Source organism: Amycolatopsis stemonae (assembly GCF_054781455.1).
On sequence record NZ_BAAGUJ010000006.1, the window covers coordinates 103,130 to 123,302 of the forward strand.

General features: G+C 71.0%; 26 protein-coding genes. 9 read left to right on the top strand and 17 right to left on the bottom strand.

Translation table 11 applies throughout. The features are described 5' to 3' along the window. Positions 1–62: 62 nt before the first annotated feature. On the top strand, positions 63–206 hold the full coding sequence (locus ACYVLJ_RS23145) for a hypothetical protein (protein ID WP_460440257.1): 144 nt from the start codon (positions 63–65) through the stop codon (positions 204–206). Continuing rightward, positions 203–733 (top strand): hypothetical protein, encoded by a 531-nt coding sequence (locus ACYVLJ_RS23150; protein ID WP_460440258.1) that lies wholly within the window; start codon positions 203–205, stop codon positions 731–733. The genes ACYVLJ_RS23145 and ACYVLJ_RS23150 overlap by 4 nt, the downstream gene beginning before the upstream one ends. Before the next feature lie 205 nt (positions 734–938). On the opposite strand, the gene ACYVLJ_RS23155 is transcribed toward ACYVLJ_RS23150, so the two are convergent. Further along, positions 939–2,126 carry a glycosyltransferase gene (locus tag ACYVLJ_RS23155; RefSeq protein WP_460440259.1) on the bottom strand — a complete coding sequence of 396 codons (1,188 nt, stop codon included), beginning with the start codon at positions 2,124–2,126 and terminating at the stop codon, positions 939–941. Positions 2,127–2,231: 105 nt separating this feature from the next. Continuing rightward, positions 2,232–3,707, bottom strand: coding sequence for an aldehyde dehydrogenase (locus ACYVLJ_RS23160; protein WP_451984963.1), 1,476 nt, complete (start codon positions 3,705–3,707; stop codon positions 2,232–2,234). An 88-nt stretch (positions 3,708–3,795) separates the two neighbouring features. Between ACYVLJ_RS23160 and ACYVLJ_RS23165 the strand changes: the two genes are divergently transcribed. Next, positions 3,796–4,119, top strand: coding sequence for an STAS domain-containing protein (locus ACYVLJ_RS23165; RefSeq protein WP_451984961.1), 324 nt, complete (start codon positions 3,796–3,798; stop codon positions 4,117–4,119). On the opposite strand, the gene ACYVLJ_RS23170 is transcribed toward ACYVLJ_RS23165, so the two are convergent. The 6 genes from ACYVLJ_RS23170 to ACYVLJ_RS23195 all read right to left on the bottom strand — a co-directional run bounded on the left by ACYVLJ_RS23170 (position 4,116) and on the right by ACYVLJ_RS23195 (position 9,002). Then, positions 4,116–4,424, bottom strand: coding sequence for a protease inhibitor I42 family protein (locus ACYVLJ_RS23170; protein WP_451984959.1), 309 nt, complete (start codon positions 4,422–4,424; stop codon positions 4,116–4,118). The genes ACYVLJ_RS23165 and ACYVLJ_RS23170 overlap by 4 nt on opposite strands. After that, entirely contained in the window at positions 4,421–4,837 is a 417-nt protein-coding gene (locus ACYVLJ_RS23175; RefSeq protein WP_451984957.1) for a hypothetical protein, read from the bottom strand. Before ACYVLJ_RS23175 ends, ACYVLJ_RS23170 begins: the two co-directional genes overlap by 4 nt. Positions 4,838–4,847: 10 nt before the next feature. After that, the gene (locus ACYVLJ_RS23180) at positions 4,848–5,978 is read right to left on the bottom strand and encodes a C1 family peptidase (RefSeq protein ID WP_460440260.1); all 1,131 of its coding nucleotides are present in this window, start codon (positions 5,976–5,978) and stop codon (positions 4,848–4,850) included. Positions 5,979–6,112: 134 nt separating this feature from the next. Beyond that, entirely contained in the window at positions 6,113–6,424 is a 312-nt protein-coding gene (locus tag ACYVLJ_RS23185; protein WP_460440261.1) for a hypothetical protein, read from the bottom strand. Positions 6,425–6,618: 194 nt separating this feature from the next. Further along, complete coding sequence (locus ACYVLJ_RS23190) at positions 6,619–7,962, bottom strand: serine/threonine-protein kinase (RefSeq protein WP_460440262.1); 1,344 nt, start codon at positions 7,960–7,962, stop codon at positions 6,619–6,621. 80 nt (positions 7,963–8,042) lie between these two features. After that, entirely contained in the window at positions 8,043–9,002 is a 960-nt protein-coding gene (locus ACYVLJ_RS23195; protein WP_451984949.1) for an SDR family NAD(P)-dependent oxidoreductase, read from the bottom strand. Between the two features lie 104 nt (positions 9,003–9,106). On the opposite strand from ACYVLJ_RS23195, the gene ACYVLJ_RS23200 reads away from it, so the two are divergent. Both ACYVLJ_RS23200 and ACYVLJ_RS23205 read left to right on the top strand, forming a co-directional pair. Further along, positions 9,107–9,646: a DUF6069 family protein gene (locus ACYVLJ_RS23200; protein ID WP_460440263.1), complete on the top strand. Its 540-nt coding sequence runs from the start codon at positions 9,107–9,109 to the stop codon at positions 9,644–9,646. Then, positions 9,643–10,065: a nitroreductase/quinone reductase family protein gene (locus ACYVLJ_RS23205; RefSeq protein ID WP_451984945.1), complete on the top strand. Its 423-nt coding sequence runs from the start codon at positions 9,643–9,645 to the stop codon at positions 10,063–10,065. Before ACYVLJ_RS23200 ends, ACYVLJ_RS23205 begins: the two co-directional genes overlap by 4 nt. Before the next feature lie 20 nt (positions 10,066–10,085). Here the strand turns inward: ACYVLJ_RS23205 and ACYVLJ_RS23210 are convergent, their stop codons facing one another. From ACYVLJ_RS23210 to ACYVLJ_RS23235, 6 genes are all read right to left on the bottom strand, one after another. Continuing rightward, the gene (locus ACYVLJ_RS23210; protein ID WP_451984943.1) at positions 10,086–10,889 is read right to left on the bottom strand and encodes an ABC transporter permease; all 804 of its coding nucleotides are present in this window, start codon (positions 10,887–10,889) and stop codon (positions 10,086–10,088) included. Further along, positions 10,886–11,854, bottom strand: coding sequence for a DrrA family ABC transporter ATP-binding protein (locus ACYVLJ_RS23215; RefSeq protein ID WP_460440264.1), 969 nt, complete (start codon positions 11,852–11,854; stop codon positions 10,886–10,888). The genes ACYVLJ_RS23210 and ACYVLJ_RS23215 overlap by 4 nt, the downstream gene beginning before the upstream one ends. 63 nt (positions 11,855–11,917) lie before the next feature. Further along, complete coding sequence (locus ACYVLJ_RS23220) at positions 11,918–12,433, bottom strand: OsmC family protein (RefSeq protein WP_460440265.1); 516 nt, start codon at positions 12,431–12,433, stop codon at positions 11,918–11,920. Between the two features lie 75 nt (positions 12,434–12,508). Continuing rightward, complete coding sequence (locus ACYVLJ_RS23225; RefSeq protein ID WP_460440266.1) at positions 12,509–14,794, bottom strand: M4 family metallopeptidase; 2,286 nt, start codon at positions 14,792–14,794, stop codon at positions 12,509–12,511. A 319-nt stretch (positions 14,795–15,113) separates the two neighbouring features. Beyond that, positions 15,114–15,629 carry a peptide-methionine (S)-S-oxide reductase MsrA gene (gene msrA / locus ACYVLJ_RS23230; protein ID WP_451984935.1) on the bottom strand — a complete coding sequence of 172 codons (516 nt, stop codon included), beginning with the start codon at positions 15,627–15,629 and terminating at the stop codon, positions 15,114–15,116. A 91-nt stretch (positions 15,630–15,720) separates the two neighbouring features. Continuing rightward, positions 15,721–15,927, bottom strand: coding sequence for a 4-oxalocrotonate tautomerase family protein (locus ACYVLJ_RS23235; protein ID WP_284742587.1), 207 nt, complete (start codon positions 15,925–15,927; stop codon positions 15,721–15,723). A gap of 116 nt (positions 15,928–16,043) precedes the next feature. Here ACYVLJ_RS23235 and ACYVLJ_RS23240 point away from each other — a divergent pair, with 116 nt between their 5' ends. Continuing rightward, positions 16,044–16,727 (top strand): TetR/AcrR family transcriptional regulator, encoded by a 684-nt coding sequence (locus tag ACYVLJ_RS23240; protein ID WP_460440267.1) that lies wholly within the window; start codon positions 16,044–16,046, stop codon positions 16,725–16,727. Between the two features lie 120 nt (positions 16,728–16,847). Continuing rightward, a complete protein-coding gene (locus ACYVLJ_RS23245) occupies positions 16,848–17,231 on the top strand; it encodes an STAS domain-containing protein (RefSeq protein ID WP_451984931.1) in 384 nt (127 codons plus the stop codon). A gap of 44 nt (positions 17,232–17,275) precedes the next feature. On the opposite strand, the gene ACYVLJ_RS23250 is transcribed toward ACYVLJ_RS23245, so the two are convergent. Continuing rightward, complete coding sequence (locus tag ACYVLJ_RS23250) at positions 17,276–17,578, bottom strand: hypothetical protein (RefSeq protein ID WP_451984929.1); 303 nt, start codon at positions 17,576–17,578, stop codon at positions 17,276–17,278. Between the two features lie 238 nt (positions 17,579–17,816). Between ACYVLJ_RS23250 and ACYVLJ_RS23255 the strand changes: the two genes are divergently transcribed. After that, on the top strand, positions 17,817–18,734 hold the full coding sequence (locus tag ACYVLJ_RS23255; protein ID WP_460440268.1) for a hypothetical protein: 918 nt from the start codon (positions 17,817–17,819) through the stop codon (positions 18,732–18,734). A gap of 84 nt (positions 18,735–18,818) precedes the next feature. Next, entirely contained in the window at positions 18,819–19,244 is a 426-nt protein-coding gene (locus ACYVLJ_RS23260; RefSeq protein WP_460440269.1) for a L,D-transpeptidase, read from the top strand. Here the strand turns inward: ACYVLJ_RS23260 and ACYVLJ_RS23265 are convergent. Both ACYVLJ_RS23265 and ACYVLJ_RS23270 read right to left on the bottom strand, forming a co-directional pair. Continuing rightward, positions 19,199–19,633: a hypothetical protein gene (locus tag ACYVLJ_RS23265; RefSeq protein ID WP_460440270.1), complete on the bottom strand. Its 435-nt coding sequence runs from the start codon at positions 19,631–19,633 to the stop codon at positions 19,199–19,201. The genes ACYVLJ_RS23260 and ACYVLJ_RS23265 overlap by 46 nt on opposite strands. Continuing rightward, on the bottom strand, positions 19,630–20,064 hold the full coding sequence (locus ACYVLJ_RS23270; protein WP_451984921.1) for a hypothetical protein: 435 nt from the start codon (positions 20,062–20,064) through the stop codon (positions 19,630–19,632). Before ACYVLJ_RS23270 ends, ACYVLJ_RS23265 begins: the two co-directional genes overlap by 4 nt. Positions 20,065–20,173 lie beyond the last annotated feature (109 nt).

Here is a 20,173-nt window from a genome sequence, read left to right on the forward strand (position 1 = left end):
TGTGACAACGCGCAGGTAAAACGGGTCGTGGGGGGCGCGGGGGAGCCGCTAACCTGCGGCGTATGGACCTTCTCGACGGGCTCCCCGGCTACCGCGGGCCCGACGCCGCGGCGAGCGAGGTTTTCCTGGCGGTCGGCAGTTCGCCGCGGGTGCGGGATGACGTCGAGACGATCGTGCCGCGGCGCTGCGCGGCGGTGTCCGCTTGAGGGCGCGGCATGACCCCGCGGCGGTCGCCGATCCGGACAACTGGGCGGGCGGTTTCTACGAGCTGTCCTTGGAAGCCGACGAGCCGGCCCTGGCCGCGGTGTGGCGCGCGACCGGCGCGCGCGGGGCCACGGAGGAGTTCGGTCACCTTCGCGGCACCGTCCAGCCGCCGTTCGGCGGCCCGGTGGTGTGCGGCGGCTTCGTCACGAGCCTCGACGACGGCCCGACGCTGACGACGTTCTACCTCCCGTTGGGTGCGCTCGCCCGTCTCGACCGCCGGGTCGGTGGTTTCCCGTTCGGCCCGTCGGGCGGGCCGGGATCGCTGGCGTGGCGCACGGAACTGGACACGTGGCTGGCCGGGGTGGCGGAGGAGGTGTTCGCCGGGACCGGGTTCAGCCTGGGCGTGATCGGCTTCGAACTGGACCCGGTGCTGTCGGCCGAGCTGGGCGGCGTGGTGCCGGAGGAGCGCTGGGAGGGATACTTGCTGCCCGCCGACGGCCGCCTGGCGTACTGGCCGGCGAACCGCTAAGTGCCCCGGCGGTGACGGGCCGGCTGTCGGCAGCAGCGCGGCGGACGCGTTGCGGCAGCGCGATCCGTGTGTCGGGAGCCGAGGAGTGGGGCCGCCGTTGGCCCAATGGCGGACTCGATGAAGTGAACGACGCTCGCTGCGTGGGAGATCGGCGCAAACGAAGCGCCGATCTCCCACGCCACGGCGAAGCCGCATCAGTAAAACTCTAGGCGGACAAAGGAACGGTAGCGAGAAGCTGACGAGCAGCAACACTGGCACCATCAAACCGAACAACCCGAGCAAACTCACGCGCCCGAGCAGCAACAGAAGGCCGCAGGGCACCATCAAGAGCGGCAGTCAACGAAGAAGCAGTGGGCTCGGCAGTAGCACCGAGACCAAGCGAAGAAACCCGCTCCCCAAAGTAAAACTGATCGTACATCTGAGGAACGACAACCTGAGGAGCACCAGCCCGCGCAGCAGAGGTAGTCGTCCCAGCACCCCCGTGATGGACAACAGCAGCCACCCGCTTGAACAAGGCCTGCTGGTTCACCTCGCCGACACCAAGGCAATCGGGAGCGTCCACAGCGACAAGATCAGCCCACCCCCGGGCAATGATGGCCCGACGCCCGTGGGCCCGAGCGGCCTCGAGCGCCGCGGTGGCGACCTCGGCAGGCGCGCGCATGCTGCCGAACCCGAAGTACACCGGCGGCTCACCGGCGTCGAGGAACCCCAGCAGTTCGACGGGCAAAGGACGTTCGTCAGGCCAGATCCAGGCACCCGTCTGGACGACCTGGGAGTCGTCCGGCCACGGCGCCAAAGCCGGGTCGGCGGCGAGCCACGGCCGGTCGGTGAAGACGTGGCCCGGCAGGTCGTCGACCGGTGCCTGACCCGCCGCCTGGCGGTGTTCGTTGACGCGCCCGCCGAACATCGTGTTCCAGCGCTGCGCGTCTTCGTCCCAAAGGGCACGGTTTTCCGCCTTTCCGGGCGACCGCCAGGGCATCGGCGGTGGCGCGTGGCGGTCGGACGGCAAGGTGATCGGGCAGAAACTCGCGTAGACATACGCGGCACCCAGGCGCTCGGCGATCGAGCGGGTGGCGAACTGCAGGGCGCCGGCGGCGACCAGGACGTCGCAGCCCTCGGCGGCCACCGCGATCGTCTCGAACTGGGTCGTGACGGTGCCTTCGGCGGCCGCGCGGATCTGTTCGGGTGTCGGCTTGCCGCGGTGCGCCGAAGCGGTTCCGCGCAGCTCGGGACCGATGGGCACCACGTCGAAACCCAGTTCGTCCAGCCAGGACCGGAAGTCCGGCGGCACGCACAGGCGGACGTCCTGCCCGAGTGCTCTCAGCTCCGAGGCCAGCGCCAGCACCGGCTGCACCTCGCCCCGCGAGCCGATCGTGGACAGCAGCACACGCATGAAAGATTCCCCTCCGCAGAAAATGGTGAGCCCGAATGATGGACCCCCGCCGGGGCCTTGCCGCAAGCCCCGGTCTCCGCTATATCTTTAAGTGGGGAGAGGGAATCAGCCCAAGGTGAACGGATCCCGCGTACCGCCGGAGAGTTCGACCCACACCGCCTTGTCGACCAGGTACTCGTCGATCGCGTGGACGCCGTTCTCGCGGCCGAGGCCGGAGTTCTTCACCCCGCCGAACGGCACCGAGGGCGCGACGACGCGGTAGGCGTTGACCCACACCGTCCCGGCCTTGAGCCGCGCCGCGACGCGATGAGCGCGGTGGACGTCCTTCGTCCACACGGCACCGGCGAGGCCGTACGGCGTGTCGTTGGCCAGCTTGATCGCTTCGTCCTCTTCGGTGAACGTCAGCGCGGCCAGCACCGGCCCGAAGACCTCCTCGCGCACGACCGTAGACGCGGGCGTCACGCCGGTCAGCACGGTCGGCCGCACGAACAGGCCGCCGAGCGCCGGGTCCGCCGAACCGCCGCAGACGACCGTCGCGCCTTCGGCTTTCGCGGTTTCCAGGTAGTGCAGCACCTTCTCGTACTGCGGCGCGTTCGCGACCGGGCCCATCTCGGTGCCGGGCTCGTTCGGGTCGCCGAGCCGGATCGCCCCGGCGCGCTCGGCGACGAGCCGGACCAGCTCGTCGTGGACGTCGGCGTGCACGATCAGCCGCGACCCGGCCATGCACGTCTGGCCGGTGGCGGCGAACACGCCGGCGATGACGCCGTTGGCGGCCGCGGCGAGGTCCGCGTCGGGGAACACCACCTGCGGTGACTTGCCGCCGAGCTCCAGCGTCACCTTGTTCAGGTTCGCGGCGGCCGCCGTCGCGACCGCTCGGCCGGTGGCGGTCGACCCGGTGAACGCGACCTTGTCGACGCCCGGGTGCCCGGCCAGCGCCGCGCCCGTCTCGCGGGAGAGCCCGGTGACGACGTTGACGACGCCGGGCGGGAACCCGGCTTCGGTGATCAGCTCGGCGAGCCCCAGCGTCGAAACGGGGGAGTGCTCGGACGGCTTCACCACGACCGTGCACCCGGCGGCGAGGGCGGGCGCGAGCTTCCAGGTGAGCAGCAACAGCGGCGAGTTCCACGGCGTGATGGCCGCGACGACGCCGACCGGCTCGCGGCGGGTGTAGACGAGGTAGTCCGGGTTCGGCGCCGGGATCTGGCGGCCCTCGATCTTGTCGGCCAGGCCCGCGAAGTAGTGGTACCAGCCGCCGAGCCCGGTGAGCTGGCCGATCATCTCGCGGTAGAGCTTGCCGGAGTCGTTGACCTCCAGCCGGGCGAGCCGTTCGGCGTTCGCGGCGATGAGGTCGCCGAGCCGCCGCAGCAGGGCGGCGCGGGCGAAGCCGGTGGTCGCGCCCCACTCGCCGTCGAGGGCCGCGCGGGCCGCCGCGACCGCGTCGTCGACGTCCTCGGGGCCGCCGTCGGGCACCTCCGCCCACGGCTCGCCGGTGTACGGGTTCTGCGACCCGAACGTGCGCCCGGAGCGGGCTTCGACGGCTTTTCCGTTGATCAGCAGGGAGAAGCGGAGCTGCTCGGCCATGGCGTGGCCTCCTCGACGTCCGGCTGTGCTGGGTTTCAGCCCGCACCGGTCCGGGTACTTCAGTGCACCCGGTCGGCAGGAGGTCAGGATGACACTTCGCAGCGTTCTCCTGGAAGACGAGATCATCCTGTCCGTCGACGGTCTCTTCGACGGCGACCTCGCCCCCGACTACCACCGGGCGGTCGAAGTCGCGTTCGCCGCCGGGGTCCGCCGGGTGGTGGTGGACCTGACGATGGTCACGGCGGTGGACGGCGGCGGCGCGGCGGTGCTGGCCGCGACGGCGGCGGGCTGCGTCGCCCGCGACACCCACCTGATCATCGCGATGCCCCGGGGCGTCGAAGCCGAGATCCGGGACCCGGCACAGGTCAAGCTGCTGTTGCGCAGCTTCGAGCCGTGGCAGGACGCGGGTTAGCCGACCCGGACGGTCAAGCGGAACCGGCGCACCTCGCTGTCCGGTGCCCACGCGCGGGCTTCCCGCGCCACCACCGTCGTTTCACCGGGGCGGTCCGCGTGGAGGACGAACCGGTGCTCGCCGGTGCCGCCGGCCCGGCCCGCGGCCGGGTGGAGGGTCTCCTCGACCACCCGCAGCGGCGGCCCCGGCTCGTCCAGCACCCACTGGTAGCCGGTGCTCGCGTTCTCGGGCAACCGCAGCTCCAGCCGCTCGCCGGGCGCGACGGAGGCCGCCGCGCCGTCGGCTTCGAGCGTGAGCACCTTCACCAGAGGTAGATCTCGTGGATCAGGCCGTCGGTGGCCTCGGGGTAGGTGATGGAACCCGCCAGCCGGCCCGACGAAGCGAGGGCCAGCAGGGCTTCGTGCACGCTGTCGCTGTTCGTCGCGAACCGCTTCCAGCCGATGCCGTCGACGTAGGCGTAGCCGTTGCGGTCGGAGTTGTTCGTCCAGAGCGCGAGCACCTTCTTGTTCGACTGCCAGGCCGCGGCGGCCGTGGCCTGGGCGGCGACCTGCGGTGCGCCCGGCGGGCTCAGCACCGGTTCGGCGGCGGCCTCGGTGGTCACGGTCGTCGTGGTCGTGGCATTGAGCTGGTCGAGGGTCAGCGGCTGGGGCGCGTTGTCCGGGCTGGCGGCGGGCGCCACCGCCGCGGGCGAGCTGGACGGGCTCTTCGATGCGGCCATCTCGCGGCTCCTAGAAGACGTAGGTCTCGATGATCGTGCCGTTGTTGTTGAACGCGTTGACCGGACGGCCACCCTGCTTGGCGACGACGAGCTCGGTCAGCATCGCCTTGGCGACGACCTCGTCGTCCGAGGCGAGGTGCAGCCAGCCGAGGTCCTTCAGGTACGCCCAGGTGTTGCGGTCCTGGTCGTTGCTCCACAGGCCGAGCACCGACGTCGAGCCGGTCCACGAGCGCAGGTTCACCGCGCCGATCTGCTCGACCTGCCAGGTCTCGATGCCGCACTCGCCGTACGCGATCCGGAAGAAGCCGCTGTCGCCCCAGCCGGTGCTCCAGCTGTTCTTCGCGATCCAGCAGCCCTGGGAGTCGTCGTAGCCCACGAGCGACACGCAGTGCCCGCCGGCCAGACCGCCGGTGACGTGGCGGTACACGCCGGACCGGTAGGAGAAGAAGTCCTGGTAGACGAGGAAGCACGCGATCAGGGCGCCGCGGGCGGCGAGCTGCTCCTTCATCGCCGCCGGGTTGCCGGTCAGCGCGCCGTAGGACGGCGAGGTCGCGAGCCGGTTCGGCCAGTCGGCGTTCAGCTTGGCACCGGAGCGGTTGCGGGGGCTGTACGGGAAGTAGTCCTCGTAGGTGATGCCGACGTCGTGGCACGCCTTGAGCGCCCGGTCGGGCATCCAGCCGGTGTCGCAGTTCGCGTTGTCGTTCAGGCCGTGGGTGTAGAACAGGTGGGCTTCGGAGAGGTCGAGCTGCAGGCCCGGCTGGCCGCGGGTGAACGCGGCGACCGTCTCCATCGTGGCCACCGTGCCGAAGGCGACGCACGAGCCGCAGTCGCCCTGGTCCTTCACCGGCGTGACGTAGTTGGCGCCGCCCGCGGCGCGGCTGTCGAACTGCGCGGGGGCCCCGGCCCCGGCGACGGCGGTGGCGCGGGCGGCCTCGCCGGCGGCGAGGGACTTCGCCTGCGACTCGAGCTCCTGCCGGTCGTTCTCCGGCGGCAGCGGCACGCCGAGGCGGTGCCGCCGCTGGTCTTCTTCGAGAATGGTCATGGAGTTCTCCCCCATGATCCACGGGTGGCCTTGTGCGGCCAGTTCGGTGCGGACCCGGTCGAGTGCGACCGGTGAAGCGGGGGTACCGGGGTCGGCCATGACTGCTCCCCAATCTCGGACGTCTCACACGGCGCTGTGCCCGACCCGTTGTACGCCGGGGCCGGGCGAGGTCACCAGAGGTGTCATCCCTTTGCCGGAGAGCAGTTTTGTGGCGCGTGAAAACGATCTGCGAGTCAAGAGATCTCGACGCCGACGCCGTTTTCGGCAGGCATTTCCCGTGACAGTTCTTCGGCGAAGATCGTGTCGATCTTCCGGGCCGCGGTCCGCAGTTCGAGGGCGCCCGCGACGAGCAGGAGGAGCGCGGCGGCGGGCACGACGAGCAGCACCGGCGGCCAGCCGGCGCCGACCACGGCGAAGGTGGAGATCAACGCGCACAGGAGGAAGAGCGTCCTGACGGCGACGCGCGGCCACACCGGGCGCGGCTTGGCGTGCCGCCCGCGGGGTGTTCCGAAAACCGGCCGCGCGAGGGCAGCGTGGACACTCATCAAGACCTCCGGGAAGTCGTCGAACCGGGGATTCCCGGCACGTGAGTTGTGTCGGCGCCGGGTACAGTTCGGTTACCGCTCGTTATTGCTTCGAGTCCGAATTCGGGAAATCCATTCCGAACGGCTTATGGTCTATTCCGAATCGGTTTCCGGCACTAGGGCCGTTGGGCCCGGATCCGCCGGCCGGAGGGCCCTCACGAGTCGTGGCCGGGACCCTTCCCCTTGCCGTGGTTCCGGGTCCGGTTGGGGTTGGCGGGCTTCGCCGGCGGTTGCGGGGCGGGCCGGCTTTGGTGGGTCACGGCGGCGGGCTCGAGGTCGGCGGTCTCGTCGGCGGCGGTCTCGTTGGCGGCGGGCTGGGACGCGGTGCTGTCCGGCGCGGACGAGGAGGGGGTGACGGTCGCCACGGGGGAGTTCGGCGCGGGCGGCTGGGCCGGAGTGCTGGTCCCCGGTTCCTGCGCGGCGAGCAGCATCGCGGAAACGGCGGCAACGGCCGCGGCGGTCAGTCCGGCGGCCGCGGTGAACCGGCGGCGGTGGGCGGGATCGCCGGAGCTGGACAGGCCGGCCGCGGCGAGAATCCGGCGGCGCGGACCGGCTCGGTGGGGAGCGTGCGCCGCGGTGTCGGTGGGACTGGAGTCGCCGGTGGGGGCGAAGGGGCCGGCGGCCCACGGCAGGGTCGGGACCGGGGTGTGCAGGAGCTGGCGCACCTCCAGGGCCGTCGGACGGTCGGCCGGCTCACGGCGTGTCATCCGGCGCAGCGTGTGCGCCAACGACGGTGGGAGGCCGTCCGGGATGCGGGGTGCTCTCGTCAGGCGGGCCATGGCCGCCTCGACCATGGTGCCCGGGTACTCGCGGTGGCCCGTCACGCACTCCAGGAGGATCAAACCCAGCGCGTAGACGTCCGCCGACGGGCCCGCCGGCTCGCCGCTGACCTGCTCCGGTGCCAGGTACGCCGCCGTGCCCGGGACCACGCCAGTGCCCGTGATGTGCGTTGTGTCCAGGGCGTGGGCGATGCCGAAGTCGCCGATCAGGGGGCCGGTCGCGGACAGGAACACGTTGGCCGGCTTGAGGTCGCGGTGGACTATCCGGCGCGCGTGGACGTGGGCCAGCGCCTCCGCGAGCCCGCCCGCCAGCTCGATCACCTCGCCCGGCGGCAGCGGCCCGGTGAGCAGCCGCTCCGCCAGGTTCTCGCCCTCGACGAGCTGCATCACCAGGTACGTCCGGCCGTGCTCGGTGCCGCTGTCGAGCAGCGCCACGACGCCCGGGTGGGTGATGCTGCCCTGGATGCTCATCTCGCGCAGCCGGCGGCGCTGGTCGAGCGCCACCGCGTCGCGGTCGTAGATCTTGACCGCGACCTCGCGGTTCAGCCGCAGGTCGTACGCCCGGTAGACGCGGGCCGTGCCGCCGCTGCCCACCAGCCGGCCGACCTCGTAGCGCTCGGCCAGCAGGCCGGGCGGGCGCTCGCCGGCGACGGGACGCGGCTCGACGGCGAACTCGCCGAGAGCGAAGCGCGCACACGTGACCTCGTCCGCGTCGCTCATCGGCGCGCTCCCCGTTCTGCCGGCTTCGTCAGCCACGGCCGCGATGTACCCCGATCCAGTGAACGGCAAACCTCAGAAGATCATACTGAGGCGTCCACTCCGGTCAGCTCGGCCGAGAGCGTCCACAGGCGCGCGGCCTGCTCGCGGTCCACGGCGTACCGGCGGACGCCCGAGGCGGCCAGGCCCTCGGCGTCCTCGGGGGACAGCTCGGCGACGTCGCAGTCTTCGAGGTACAGCCCGCCCAGCCCGGCGAGCTGCGGGGACGTCGCGGCCCAGACGGTCGTCGCCGCGCCCTGCTCCGGCGTCTTGAACTCCATGAGCATCGTCCCGGCCTCGTCCATCCAGCCGCGCTCGACCATTTCGGCGCGCGACAGGTGTCGCTGCAGCGGCGTCATGATGCCGCCCGGGTGCAGCGCGAAGGCGTGGACGCCGCGGGAGGCGCCCAGCTCGTCGAGCCGGACGGCGAAGAGCACGTTGGCCGTCTTCGCCTGCCCGTAGGCCACCCACTTGTCGTAGCCGTGCTCGAACTGGACGTCGTCCCAGCGGATCGGCGAGTTGTGGTGGCCGCGCGACGACACGGACACGACGCGCGCGCCGTCGGCGACGGCCGGCCACAGGCGGTTGACCAGCGCGAAGTGGCCGAGGTGGTTGGTGGCGAACTGGGCTTCCCAGCCCGGGCCGACACGGGTCTCCGGGCACGCCATGACGCCGGCGTTGGCGATGAGGAGGTCGATGCGCCGCCCGGAGGCGAGGAAGCGCTCGGCGAAGGCGCGGACGCTTTCGAGGTCGCTCAGGTCCAGCTCGTCGACCTCGACGTTTTCAACGCCTTCGAGGGCCGCTTCGGCCGTCTCGCGGCGGCGGGCCGGGACGACGACGTGCGCGCCGGCGCCGGTGAGCGCGCGGGTGGTCTCGAGGCCGATCCCGGAGTATCCGCCGGTGACGACGGCGAGCCGGCCGGTGAGGTCGATGCCCGCGACGGCTTCGGCCGCCGTGGTGGTGGCGCCGAAACCCGAACCGATCTTGTGCTGTGCGGTGGTCATGCCCCGACGCTACGAGCTGGAGCGCGCTCCAGCGCAAATCGCGAACGAGGCCGAAAGAGGGGACAATCGGGGACGAGAGGCGCAGCCGACCTAGGAAGGCTCTGATGGCCGACTACTACGGGAACCAGCCCCAGGACGTCCGCCCGGGGATCGATGCGGGCCGGCTGTGGGCGGGCGGCGTGGCGACGGCGGTGGTCGCGGCCCTGCTCGCCGTGGTCGGGCTGCTCATCGCCCGGGGCATCTTCGAGGTCGAAGTGCTGGCCCCAAAAGGCGAGGGCGTCTGGGGGAACGCGAGCACCACGACGTACGCACTGGTCGCCGCCGCGGTGGCCCTGCTCGCCACCGGGCTGATGCACCTGCTCAGCGTCGCCACGCCGGCGCCGGCCCAGTTCTTCGGCTGGATCATGGTGCTGGTGACGTTGATCGCGGTGGTGCTGCCGCTGACGTTGACGGTCGCCCCGAGCGCGAAGATCGCGACGGCGATCATCAACCTCGTGATCGGCCTGGTGATCGCCACGGTGGTCAACAGCATGGCGGCGAGCGCCCGCACCCTGCACCGGCGCCGCAGCCAGCAGAAACCCCCGCCGCCGACCCGGCAGTGGTCGAACCAGGAGCCCCCGCCGACCCGGTACTACGACCAGTGACCGTGGACGTGCGGGAGACGAACCGCCGGGTGATCGAGCAGTTCCGGGCGGGCGGTGAGGTCGAGGGCATGCACCGGGACCGCCTGGTGCTGCTCACCACGACGGGCCGGCACTCGGGCGAGCCGCGCACGGTCCCGATGATGTTCCACCGCGACGGGGATCGCCTGCTGGTGGTGGCGTCCAACATCGGCGCGCCGCGGCACCCGGACTGGTACCTCAACCTCGCCGACGACCCGCGGGTGACGGTGGAGGTGGACGGCCGCGAGTTCGAGGCGGAGGCCCTGCCGCTGCTGGGCGCGGACTACGTGCGGACGTGGACGGAGCTGGAGAAGCAGTACCCCTTCCTGGCCGACCACGCGGCGAAGGCCCGGCAGGCCAAGCGGGTCATCCCCATCGTCGAGCTGTCCGAAGAGGACTGACCCGCTCGGTCCACTTCGGACTACTTGCTCGCCACCCGGCGGTAGCGGGCCGTGGCCAGCGGGGCGAACACCGCGATGATCGCGACGCAGCACAGGAGCGCGTACAGGGCCGCGTGCTCCGCCGGCCAGCCCGACGGCGGTGCCCCGAACCGGTTGCCGAACAGGTCGCGGGTCGCGTTGATCACCGCCGTGAACGGGTTCCAGTCCGCGATCGCCTTGAGGAAGCCCGGCAGGGTCTGCGTCGGGACGAACGCCGACGAGATGAAGCTCAGCGGGAACATCCAGATCAGCCCGAGGCTCTGCGCCACCTCGACGCTGCGCGCCGCCAGGCCGATCAGCGCGCCCACCCACGACAGGGCCCACGCGAACATCAGCATCACCAGGTAGCCGAGCAGCGCGTCCCAGAAGCTGCCGCGGATCCGCCAGCCGACGATCAGGCCGCAGGCCGACATCACGACCAGCGCCACCACGCTGACGACCAGGTCGGACGTCGTGCGGCCGAGGACCACCGCGAGCCGGGACATCGGCAGGGAGCGGAACCGGTCGATGATGCCCTTCTGCAGGTCGTTGGCGAACCCGATGACGGTGAACGCCGAGTTGAACGCCACCGTCTGGGCGAAGATCCCGGCGATGAGGAACTCGCGGTAGGCCGCGCCGCCCGCCTCGCCGCCGATGGCGTTGCCGAAGACGTAGGCGAACAGCAGCACGAACATGATCGGCTGCAGCGTCGCGGCCATCAGCCAGTCCGGGTTGCGGCGGACGTTCATCAGGTTGCGCCAGGTGATGACGCCGCCGTCGGAGATGCCCTTCGCGAGCGCGTTCACTTCGCCACCTCTTCGGCCTCGGCGCCGTGGCCGGTCAGGGACAGGAAGACGTCGTCGAGCGTGGGCCGGTGCAGGGCGACGTCCTGGACGGCGATGCCCTGAGCGTCCAGCCGCCGCAACGCCTCGATGAGCGCTTTCGGCCCGGTGTCGACGAGGATCTCGGCGCGCCGGGTGTGGTCGTCGCCGGCCGGCTCGCCCGCGCCGACTTCGCGCAGCACCGCCAGGGTGGCCGGCAGGTCCGCGGCGGAGGCGACGACCAGCTCCAGCCGTTCGCCGCCGATCTGCGCCTTGAGCTCGTCGGCCGTGCCGCGCGCGATCACCTTGCCGTGGTCGATGACGACGATCGAGTCGGCGAGCTGGTCGGCCTCTTCGAGGTACTGGGTGGTCAGCAGCACCGTCGTGCCGTCGGCGACCAGTTCCTTGATGACGCCCCAGGTGTCGAGCCGCCCGCCCGGGTCGAGGCCGGTGGTCGGCTCGTCGAGGACGACGACGACCGGCTCGGCGACCAGCGCGCCGGCCAGGTCGAGCCGCCGGCGCATGCCGCCCGAGTACCCCTTCGCGGGCCGGTCGGCGGCCTCCTCGAGCGCGAACCGCGCGAGCAGCTCGCGGGCGCGCGCCCGGGCCGCGGCCTTCTTCCGGCCGTAGAGCCGCCCGACCATGTAGAGGTTTTCGAAACCGGTGAGGTTTTCGTCGACGGCCGCGTACTGGCCGGAGAGCCCGATCCGCTGCCGGACCTGGTCGGGCTCGGCGAGCACGTCGTACCCGGCCACGTGCGCCGTGCCCGAGTCGGGCCGCAGCAGCGTGGTCAGGATGCGGACGGTCGTGGTCTTGCCGGCGCCGTTCGGGCCGAGCAGGCCGAGCACCCGCCCGGCCGGGATGTCGAGGTCGACGCCGTCGAGCGCGCGCGTCGACCCGTAGGTCTTGACGAGTCCGCGCACCTGGACGGCGATGTCCGGTTCGGGCATGGCGATTCCCCTCTCGCTGACACCCGCCAAGCTAGGCCACGCTGTCCGCTTTGTCCTCCGGGTTTATCCCTGAGCCACCGAGAGCGTCACCGCGAACTCCGGCGGGGTCCGCAGCGACTGGAACACGACGCAGTAGCGCTCGGTCAGCTTCTTCAGCGTGGCGAGCTGGTCTTCGGACGCGTCGGTGTCCAGCTCGAACGACAGCCGGATCGCGCGGAAGCCCACCGGGGCGTCTTTCGCGACGGCCAGGGTGCCGCGGAAGTCCAGGTCGCCCTCGGCGCGGACGCGCCCGCCGCGGACTTCGAGCTCCAGCGACGTCGCGACCGCCCGCAGCGTCACCCCGGCGCACGCGACGAGCGCTTCGAGCAGCATGTCGCCGGAGCAGGCGAGAGTACCGTCGCCGCCGGTCGCCGGGTGCAGGCCGGCTTCCACGACCGCGCGGCCCGTCTCGACCTTGCAGGAGATGCCGAGGCCGTCGAGTTCGGCGTCGGCGTGCAGCGTCACGAGCGCGCTTTCCGGCTGCTCCCGGTACTTGTCCTTCAGCGGGGCCTGGGTCGCGCGCAGCTCTTCGGTGTCCATGGGCCCGATTGTGCCCCCGGACGCGAAGAAGCGGGGAGACCGGTCGCCCGGCCTCCCCGCTTCAGCGGTTCAGCTTCAGCTCAGGGTGACGGCCACGTCGTCGATGACGAACGAGGTCTGCAGCGAGCTGTCTTCGGTGCCGCTGAACTTCAGCGCGAGGGTGCCGCCGGCGGCCGACGAGACGTCGATCGTCTTGAGCGCGTACCCGGACGCCTTGTTCAGGTTGGAGTAGCTGCCCAGCGTCGCGCTGCCGTTGGTGACGGTCAGCTTGTCGTAGGCGGTGGTGGTGGTCGTTTCCGCGGTGTCGATGTGCAGGTAGAACGTCAGGCTGGCGTGGCAGCCCGCCGGGATGCTCACCGACTGGGCGACGGCCTCGGTGTGGGTCGAGCCGTAGCCGTCGAGGTAGGCGGAGTAGGTGCCGCCGTGCGCGGCCTCACCCGACGAAGCCCACTGGCCGATGGTGCCGGTGTCGCCGGTCCAGTTCGCCGCGCCCGATTCGAAGCCGCCGTTGACGATCTTCTGGCCGGAGCAGCCGCCGGTGGTGCCGACGGTCCACGTGAACGACGCCGTGCCGGTCTTGTTGGCCGCGTCCTTCGCCGTCACCGTGACGTTCGAGGTGCCCGCGGTGGTCGCGGTGCCCGAGATCGTGCCGGTGGAGGCGTTGATGGACAGGCCGGCCGGGAGGCCGGTGGCCGACCAGGTGTACGGCGCGGTGCCGCCGGAAGCCGACAGCGGCAGGTTCACCGAAGCGCCGGTCACGGTCGACTGGTTGCCCGGGTTGGACACGGTGACCGTGCCGGTCGCCGAGCACGTCGGGTCACCCGACTGCGCCGGGACGGAGATCGCGTCCCACGCCGCCTTGACGGTGTTGAACTCGGTGCAGCTGCCCGGGAACAGGTTCTTCGCCGCGGTCAGCGTCCAGGTGCGGTACTTCAGGTACGAGGCGCCGCTGGTCTTGAGCAGCATCGCGTTGTAGAAGATCTTCACCGCGTTCTGGACACCGAGGCCGGTGATCGACGAGCTGTTGCAGGTGGAGCTGGTCGGCTGCCCGTTGGTCGGGTTGGTGCCTTCGGCCAGCAGGTAGAACCAGTGGTTGCCCGGCCCGGCCGCGGCGTGCACCTCGGTGCTCGGGATCGAGCTGTCGTAGCAGTTCTTGTCACCCAGCGCCGACGGGTTGTACATGTTGCGGATCGGGCCCGAGCCGACGAGGTTGATCTGCTCGCCGACGAGGAAGTCCGGCACGTCGTACGGCGCCGGCTCGTTCGCGAACCACTCGGTCGAAGCGCCGAAGACGTCCGCGACGAACTCCTGGGTGCCGTTGCCGGAGATGCCGCCCGGGGTGTGGTCGTCGATGCCGTGGCCGTGCTCGTGCGCGACGACGTCGATCGAGCCGATCCACTGGTTCTGCGAGTTGTGCCCGATCTGGACCTGGGTGCCGTCGTAGTAGGCGTTCTCGTCGGCCAGGCCGACGCGGATCGGCCAGCCGCCGCCGTTGCCGTCGAAGCTGTTGCGGCCCAGCCACTGCGAGAGCATCTTGTTCTCGGTCTGGGCGGCGAACAGCGCGTCGACGCAGCCGGTCTCGCGGCTGGTCGCGTTGCCGTTGCCCCAGCTGTCGGTCGTCTTGCTGAAGGTGGTGTTGTTCGCCGCGTCCTGGCAGGACGTGTTGGTGATCGTCGGGTCCTTCAGCGAGTACGTCGAGCCCGAGTGCGTGGTGTCGAGGTGCACCGGGTTCGGGCCGTTCCAGGCGGAGGTGCCGTCACCGTGCAGGACGTGCTCCTGCGTGTGGAGCACCTTCCCGGTGGCGGCGTCGACGATGACGTCGAGGCGGCTCGGGCCTTCGGCGTCGCGGCCGACGACGGTGCTCTTCCACGCCAGCGTCGGCGAGCCGAGGGCGAAGACGACCTGCTCGGCCGGGCTGACGCTGTCCACGGCGGACAGCTGCTTGCGCGCGGTGGCTTCGGCCGCGGCCTTCGTCACCTTGGCGCCGGTGGTGGCGAGGTTGATGGTCTGGTCCTGCGCGACCGAGGTGCCGAGCACCTGGCCCGTCGAGTTGGTCGCGACGACGAAGTCGCCACCGACCACCGGCAGGCCCTTGTAGCTGCGCTCGTACGGGATGTACTGCAGCCCGTTGGTGGCGGAAATCGCTTTCTGGGCCAGGAAAACGTCGTCCGCGCTGGCGTGCAGCGCGGCCGGCCTGCTCGCCACCAGGCCGGCGGCCGCGGTGGCGGCCTGGGCCACCGCGCTCGGCGCGGCGTTCGGGGTGGCGTTCGGGGTGGGTTGTGCCTGTGCGGTGCCGGTGATGCACAGCGCACCGACGAGCACGCCGGTTGCTGCCAAGACGACAGGACGTCTCAGATCCATCGAGGAATCTCCTCCGGGCAGGGTGGACCAGACCCGGGTTCGAGGCCGGGCCGGATCAAGGGGACGCGAGGTGAAGCGGTGGAACGGAAATCAGAATCCGGTGCCGGAGCTTCGTGAACAAGCGACTAACGTACGGTCTTATCTACCGGAAGCAATAACTCCCAAAAAGGACATTCGACCCTATTGGGATTTCTCTTGCTGATCGTCCACTCAGGACCGAACGGGGATCACCGCTGTTCGGGTGATCTTTCCCGCGTCCGAACCGACGAAGGCCCCTTCGCCGGGAATCGGCGAAGGGGCCTTTGGTGGTACGGCTGTGTCAGGCGGTCTTCTCGCGCTTCGGGAGCTTCCAGCCCGGGCGCACGAAGTGGCAGGTGTACCCGTTCGGAATGCGCTGCAGGTAGTCCTGGTGCTCCGGCTCGGCTTCCCAGAAGTCGCCCACCGGGCTGACTTCGGTGACGACCTTGCCGGGCCACAACCCGGACGCGTCGACGTCGGCGATCGTGTCCTCGGCGACCTTCTTCTGGTCGTCGTTCTCGAAGAAGATCGCGGAGCGGTAGCTCATGCCGATGTCGTTGCCCTGACGGTTCTTCGTCGTCGGGTCGTGCACCTGGAAGAAGAACTCGAGCAGGTCCCGGAACGTCGTCTTCGCGGGGTCGTAGACCACCTCGATGGCCTCGGCGTGCGTGCCGTGGTTGCGGTAGGTGGCGTTCGGGACGTCGCCGCCGCTGTAACCGACCCGGGTCGAGATCACCCCGGGCTGACGGCGGAACAGCTCCTGCATGCCCCAGAAGCAGCCGCCGGCCAGGACGGCCCTTTCGGTTGACGTGGTCACGGCGTCACTCCTTCTCCTCGTGTGGTGCTGCCACCTGTACAACTTCGGTGCTCAGCCGATGATTCCACGCGGGGATTACGGAAGCCTGACGTCACCCGGCCTGGAGCTTCGCGAGGGTGAGCACGTCGCCGCCGATGCCCCAGCCGCCGTCGGCGACCTCCTCGACGAGCACCATCGTGTTCGCGCGGGCACGGTCGCCGTAGATCTCGGCGTACAGGTCGGTGGTGCGGGTCACGAGCTGCTCCTTCTGCTCCGGGGTGAGGGTGCCGGCAGGGACCTTGAAGTTGGCGAACGGCATGGGACGTCCTTCGGGTATCGATGTTGTCGGATTGACGTAAGCGACGCTAACACGAGGTTGGCATCGACGCTACCCTCAGATTGATATCAACGATAACGCCTGCTAGCGTCGGTGCCGTGGACTTGAGAACGCGGATCCTGGAGGCGGCGGCCGACCTGCTGTCCCGCTCCGCCGAAGCCGACTTCTCCACGCGGGCGGTCTGTGAGGCGGCCGGTGTCGGCGCGCCCGCGCTCTACCGGCAGTTCGGCGACAAGGAGGGGCTGCTCGCCGCCGTCGTCGACCGCGGGTTCGAGAAGTACCTCGCCGGCAAGCGGGCCGCGAAGCCGTCCGACGACCCGGTGCGCGACCTGCGCGACGGCTGGGACAACCACGTCGCGTTCGCGCTCGACAACCCCAACCACTACCGCCTGATGTACTCGGGCCTGTCGACGCCGCCGGGCGCCGCGGCCGAGGCGCACAGCCTGCTGCTCGCGGTCCTCGAGCGCTGCGCGGCCGCCGGGCGGCTCAAGCTGCCGCCGCCGCTCGCCGCGCAGATGGTGATGGCGGCCAACGCCGGCGTCGCGCTGTCGATGATCACGCGTCCCGAGCTGTACTCCGACCGCGGGTTTTCGACGCGGGTCCGGGAGAGCGTGCTGGCCGGAGTCCTCGCCGACGAGCCGGCCGGGCCGGGTGGTGTCGAGGTGACGGCCACGACCCTCGCCGCGCGGCTGCGCGAGACGCCGCCGGGCATGCTGACGGCGGCGGAGGCGACGTTGTTGCAGGAGTGGCTGGCGAGGCTGAGCCTCCACAGTGGACACTGAGCCGGACGGCGGCGGCCGTTGGTCCGTTCGCTTCCTCTTCGCCGCCTGCGCGGCCGGGTTCCGGCGGGGGTGGGACGATGGCGTCGGGGCCGCCCCGATCCGGCCCCGGGGAGGCGCGCGATGCGCGACCAGGAACAGGCCGTCACGGAACGGACCAGCGGGGTGCTGGTCGTCGAAATCCGCGGCGAACTGGACATAGCCACCGTGCTTCGGTGGACAACGCTCATCGAAGCCGCGATCTGCGAGCTTCCGGAGCCGCACCTGCTGGTGCTCGACCTGACGTCACTGGAGTTCTTGTCGGCGCGCGGGGCCCGTGGCCTGCTCGAGGCGCTGGAAAGCTGCCGGGAGCGCGGGATAGCCGGGTGCCTGATCGCCACGCCCGGGACGGTGGCGGCCCGGGTGGTCCGGCTCACCGGGCTCGTCGACCGGGTCCCGGTGTTCCCGAACCGGCTCTCGGCGATCGCCGCGTACCAGCCGGTGGAAATGCGCTGGCTGCCGGGCTGACGGCCCGTCCACGACACGACCCGGCGCGGGCCCTGCGCCGGGTGCTATTCGCCGCGCATCGACCGGCGGATCTCGGCCAGCCGGTCCTTGGCCGCCTGGTCGCGGTCGGCGATCTTCTTGTCCAGGGTCTCCGCCGTGTGGTCGGTCCCGAGACCGGCCACCTCGACCGACCCGACCGACGTGTGGTAGCGGTTTTCGATCTTGTCCCGGACGAAGTCGAAGCTGGGTACGCCGCCCTCGCTGTAGTCCGGGTCGGGCAGGGGCGGCGAGGGGATCGCGATCGCGGCCGTGGGGGTCTCGTCGACGATCTCGCCGTCCACGATGTCCGGGTCCTCGGGTTTGCTCATCGTCGCCTCCTCGCCGCCGCTCGGCCCTTCCGACCTTAGCGCCGAAGTGGCGCCCCGGTCAGCGACTCGCGGACGGCCTGTTCGACGAGGGCGTGGACCGAACCGCGGTCCAGCTGCGTCGAGGTGAACTCAAAATGAACGACAGGTGGGAAACCGCCAGTGGGTAATTCGGCCGTGGGGCGGCGGGGCGCGGTGGGGAATTCTCGACGCGCACAGCCGGTGTCCGGAGGGAGCAGACATGAGTGCCGGGGCCTACCACGCCGAAACCACGGAGATGGGGACGGTCGTCAAGGCGGTCGAGGAGGTCGGATCGTCCTTCGTGTCCACGACCCGCGACCTGGAAGGCCTGGTGCTCGACGCGTTGTCGTTCGCCGGGATCGGCAGCGGGGTCGCCGCCGCGAACTCGGCGTTGCACTCGACGCTGGGCAGCGCGCTCCAGAAGTTCCTCAGTCTCATCACGAACGTGAACCAGAACGTCCAGACGGCCGCGAACGGCTACAACGCGGCCGATTCCGACGTCGCCCAGGCCTACGGCGGCGGGCAGAACGCGACTACCCAAGGCGGCGGGGCGGCGGCCGCGGCGGCGCCGCCGCAGCTCGACCCGCGCGTCGTCGACTCGATCATGCGGTCCGAAGGCGCGACGGGGGAGCAGGGCGGCGTGCCCGAGGCCTACGGCTTCCGGCAGAACATGCACAACGGCTACGACCGGATCATCGCCGCCCGCGAGCAGTACGGGCAGGGCAGCGCCGAGGAACGCGCCGTCGTCTCCGACCTGATGACGGCGAACGCGCGCACGGCCGGTGCGCTCAACTTCACCGACCCCGGCACGCAGGCCGCGATCATGTCCGGCGCCCACATGCGCGGCGCCGGCGGGGTCCGCGCGATCCTCAACCACATGGCGGGCGACGACATCGTCCGCAGCTCCGGCACGATCAGCGACGCGGCGGTCCAGCACGCGCAGGGCCTGACGCCCGAGCAGTTCCAGCAGGAGTTCCACGACGCCCGCATCGAGTACGACCGCCAGATCTACGGCGACACGACCACGCGCCAGGGCGGGCACACGGCGAACTGGTGGGACCGCTACGGCAACGGGCTGACCCAGCGCTACGACCGCGAGCAGAACGAGTTCCTCCGGCTGTCGCAGCCCCAGAACTGATCTTCGGCGGTTCGAAGATCGGAAAACGGGGCACCCTACACCGTGTAGCCGAACGACGACGGGAGGCACACGATGTTCCGGAGGATGATCGCACTACTGGGCGGGGTCGCCGCGCTGTCGGGGACCGTGGCGTTCGCGGGAACGGCCGAAGCGGCGGCCACGCCGTGCAGCGCCGAGGCAAAGGCCTGCGTCCAGCGCAGTTCGAACACCGCGTGGCTGACGGACGGCGCCGGGAACGTCACCTACGGGGGCGTTCCGGTCACCGTCGGGCTGCCGAAGTACCCGACCCCGCTCGGGACGTTCCACGTGCAGTACAAGGACATCGACCACTACAGCAAGCAGTACAACGGGCCGATGCCGTACTCGGTGTTCTTCACGACCACCGGGGTCGCGTTCCACCAGGGCAGCCTGAAGGTCAAGTCCCACGGGTGCGTGCACCTCTCGCACGCGGCCGCGGTGACGTTCTACAACGCGCTGCACCCGGGTGACGTCGTCCAGGTCGTGCCCTGATCCGTCCGGTGTGGACGGTCGAGCAGGGCGCCGGTGACGGCGCCGAAGACCAGGTGGTCGAGCACCTGGGGCGTGCGGGGCAACGCCCGCACCGCCGGGTAGGCCCGGCTCGCGATGCCGAGGTCCAGCGCCGCGATCGCGAGCCCGGCCACCGCGCCCTTCAGGACGCCCCGGCAGCCGGTGGCCGCTAGGACACCGGTCCAGGCGGCCGAGACGAGGGCGTGCGCGACCAGTCCGGCGGCTACGCCGGGCCGGTCGCGCCGGCCGGGCAGCAGGGTGCCCGCCGCGCGGGTCGCGGCGAGGACGTCGCTGCCGGTGACCAGGGCGTGGGCGGTCGAGGGGAGCCCGCTCACGACGGCGGCGACGGCGCCCGCCCGGGCGACGTTCACCGCGCGGCCAGGTACGCGGCCACCCGGATCCGCAACCCGCGGACGTGGGGGAGCGCGATCGTGAACTCGCGCGTCGGCCGGTAGCCGGGCCACGGGTCGCCGTGGGTGCACGGTCCCGTGAAGTAGACGAAGCCGTCTTCGTCGTCGAAGCGCCCGGGCGACCAGCGCGCGGCGTCGCCCGCGCGGCGATCGGCGCAGTCGGCTCGCGCGAGCCAGTACACCTCGTGCTTCATGACGCGCTTGAGCTGCCCGGCGAACGCCGGCAGATCGGGCTCCGGCAGGCCGAGCCCGCGCCCGCCCCAGACCCGTGGCGCGCGCTCGGACGTGCGCGCGGGGCAGCCGAAGGTGACCTCGCCACCGGCGTAGTGACGGGCCCAGTTTTCCGTTGCCAGGTCGGAGAAAGAAGATCCGCCGGTGATCTCCAGCGTCATGGGGGAACGATAGTCGATCACGGCGGGACGGGTACCGCCGCGCGGGTGTCGATCACTGATCTCATGGTGTATACAGTATGCAGTAGGCTACCGCCGGGCTGAGGAGGCC

Excerpts from the sequence above, each read along its gene's own strand:
- ACYVLJ_RS23145 (WP_460440257.1), top strand. The coding sequence starts at position 63 with ATGGACCTTCTCGACGGGCTCCCCGGCTACCGCGGGCCCGACGCCGCG.
- ACYVLJ_RS23155 (WP_460440259.1), bottom strand. The coding sequence starts at position 2,126 with ATGCGTGTGCTGCTGTCCACGATCGGCTCGCGGGGCGAGGTGCAGCCG.
- ACYVLJ_RS23160 (WP_451984963.1), bottom strand. The coding sequence starts at position 3,707 with ATGGCCGAGCAGCTCCGCTTCTCCCTGCTGATCAACGGAAAAGCCGTC.
- ACYVLJ_RS23165 (WP_451984961.1), top strand. The coding sequence starts at position 3,796 with ATGACACTTCGCAGCGTTCTCCTGGAAGACGAGATCATCCTGTCCGTC.
- ACYVLJ_RS23175 (WP_451984957.1), bottom strand. The coding sequence starts at position 4,837 with ATGGCCGCATCGAAGAGCCCGTCCAGCTCGCCCGCGGCGGTGGCGCCC.
- ACYVLJ_RS23180 (WP_460440260.1), bottom strand. The coding sequence starts at position 5,978 with ATGGCCGACCCCGGTACCCCCGCTTCACCGGTCGCACTCGACCGGGTC.
- ACYVLJ_RS23185 (WP_460440261.1), bottom strand. The coding sequence starts at position 6,424 with ATGAGTGTCCACGCTGCCCTCGCGCGGCCGGTTTTCGGAACACCCCGC.
- ACYVLJ_RS23190 (WP_460440262.1), bottom strand. The coding sequence starts at position 7,962 with ATGAGCGACGCGGACGAGGTCACGTGTGCGCGCTTCGCTCTCGGCGAG.
- ACYVLJ_RS23195 (WP_451984949.1), bottom strand. The coding sequence starts at position 9,002 with ATGACCACCGCACAGCACAAGATCGGTTCGGGTTTCGGCGCCACCACC.
- ACYVLJ_RS23200 (WP_460440263.1), top strand. The coding sequence starts at position 9,107 with ATGGCCGACTACTACGGGAACCAGCCCCAGGACGTCCGCCCGGGGATC.
- ACYVLJ_RS23215 (WP_460440264.1), bottom strand. The coding sequence starts at position 11,854 with ATGCCCGAACCGGACATCGCCGTCCAGGTGCGCGGACTCGTCAAGACC.
- ACYVLJ_RS23220 (WP_460440265.1), bottom strand. The coding sequence starts at position 12,433 with ATGGACACCGAAGAGCTGCGCGCGACCCAGGCCCCGCTGAAGGACAAG.
- ACYVLJ_RS23225 (WP_460440266.1), bottom strand. The coding sequence starts at position 14,794 with ATGGATCTGAGACGTCCTGTCGTCTTGGCAGCAACCGGCGTGCTCGTC.
- ACYVLJ_RS23235 (WP_284742587.1), bottom strand. The coding sequence starts at position 15,927 with ATGCCGTTCGCCAACTTCAAGGTCCCTGCCGGCACCCTCACCCCGGAG.
- ACYVLJ_RS23245 (WP_451984931.1), top strand. The coding sequence starts at position 16,848 with ATGCGCGACCAGGAACAGGCCGTCACGGAACGGACCAGCGGGGTGCTG.
- ACYVLJ_RS23250 (WP_451984929.1), bottom strand. The coding sequence starts at position 17,578 with ATGAGCAAACCCGAGGACCCGGACATCGTGGACGGCGAGATCGTCGAC.
- ACYVLJ_RS23255 (WP_460440268.1), top strand. The coding sequence starts at position 17,817 with ATGAGTGCCGGGGCCTACCACGCCGAAACCACGGAGATGGGGACGGTC.
- ACYVLJ_RS23260 (WP_460440269.1), top strand. The coding sequence starts at position 18,819 with ATGATCGCACTACTGGGCGGGGTCGCCGCGCTGTCGGGGACCGTGGCG.
- ACYVLJ_RS23270 (WP_451984921.1), bottom strand. The coding sequence starts at position 20,064 with ATGACGCTGGAGATCACCGGCGGATCTTCTTTCTCCGACCTGGCAACG.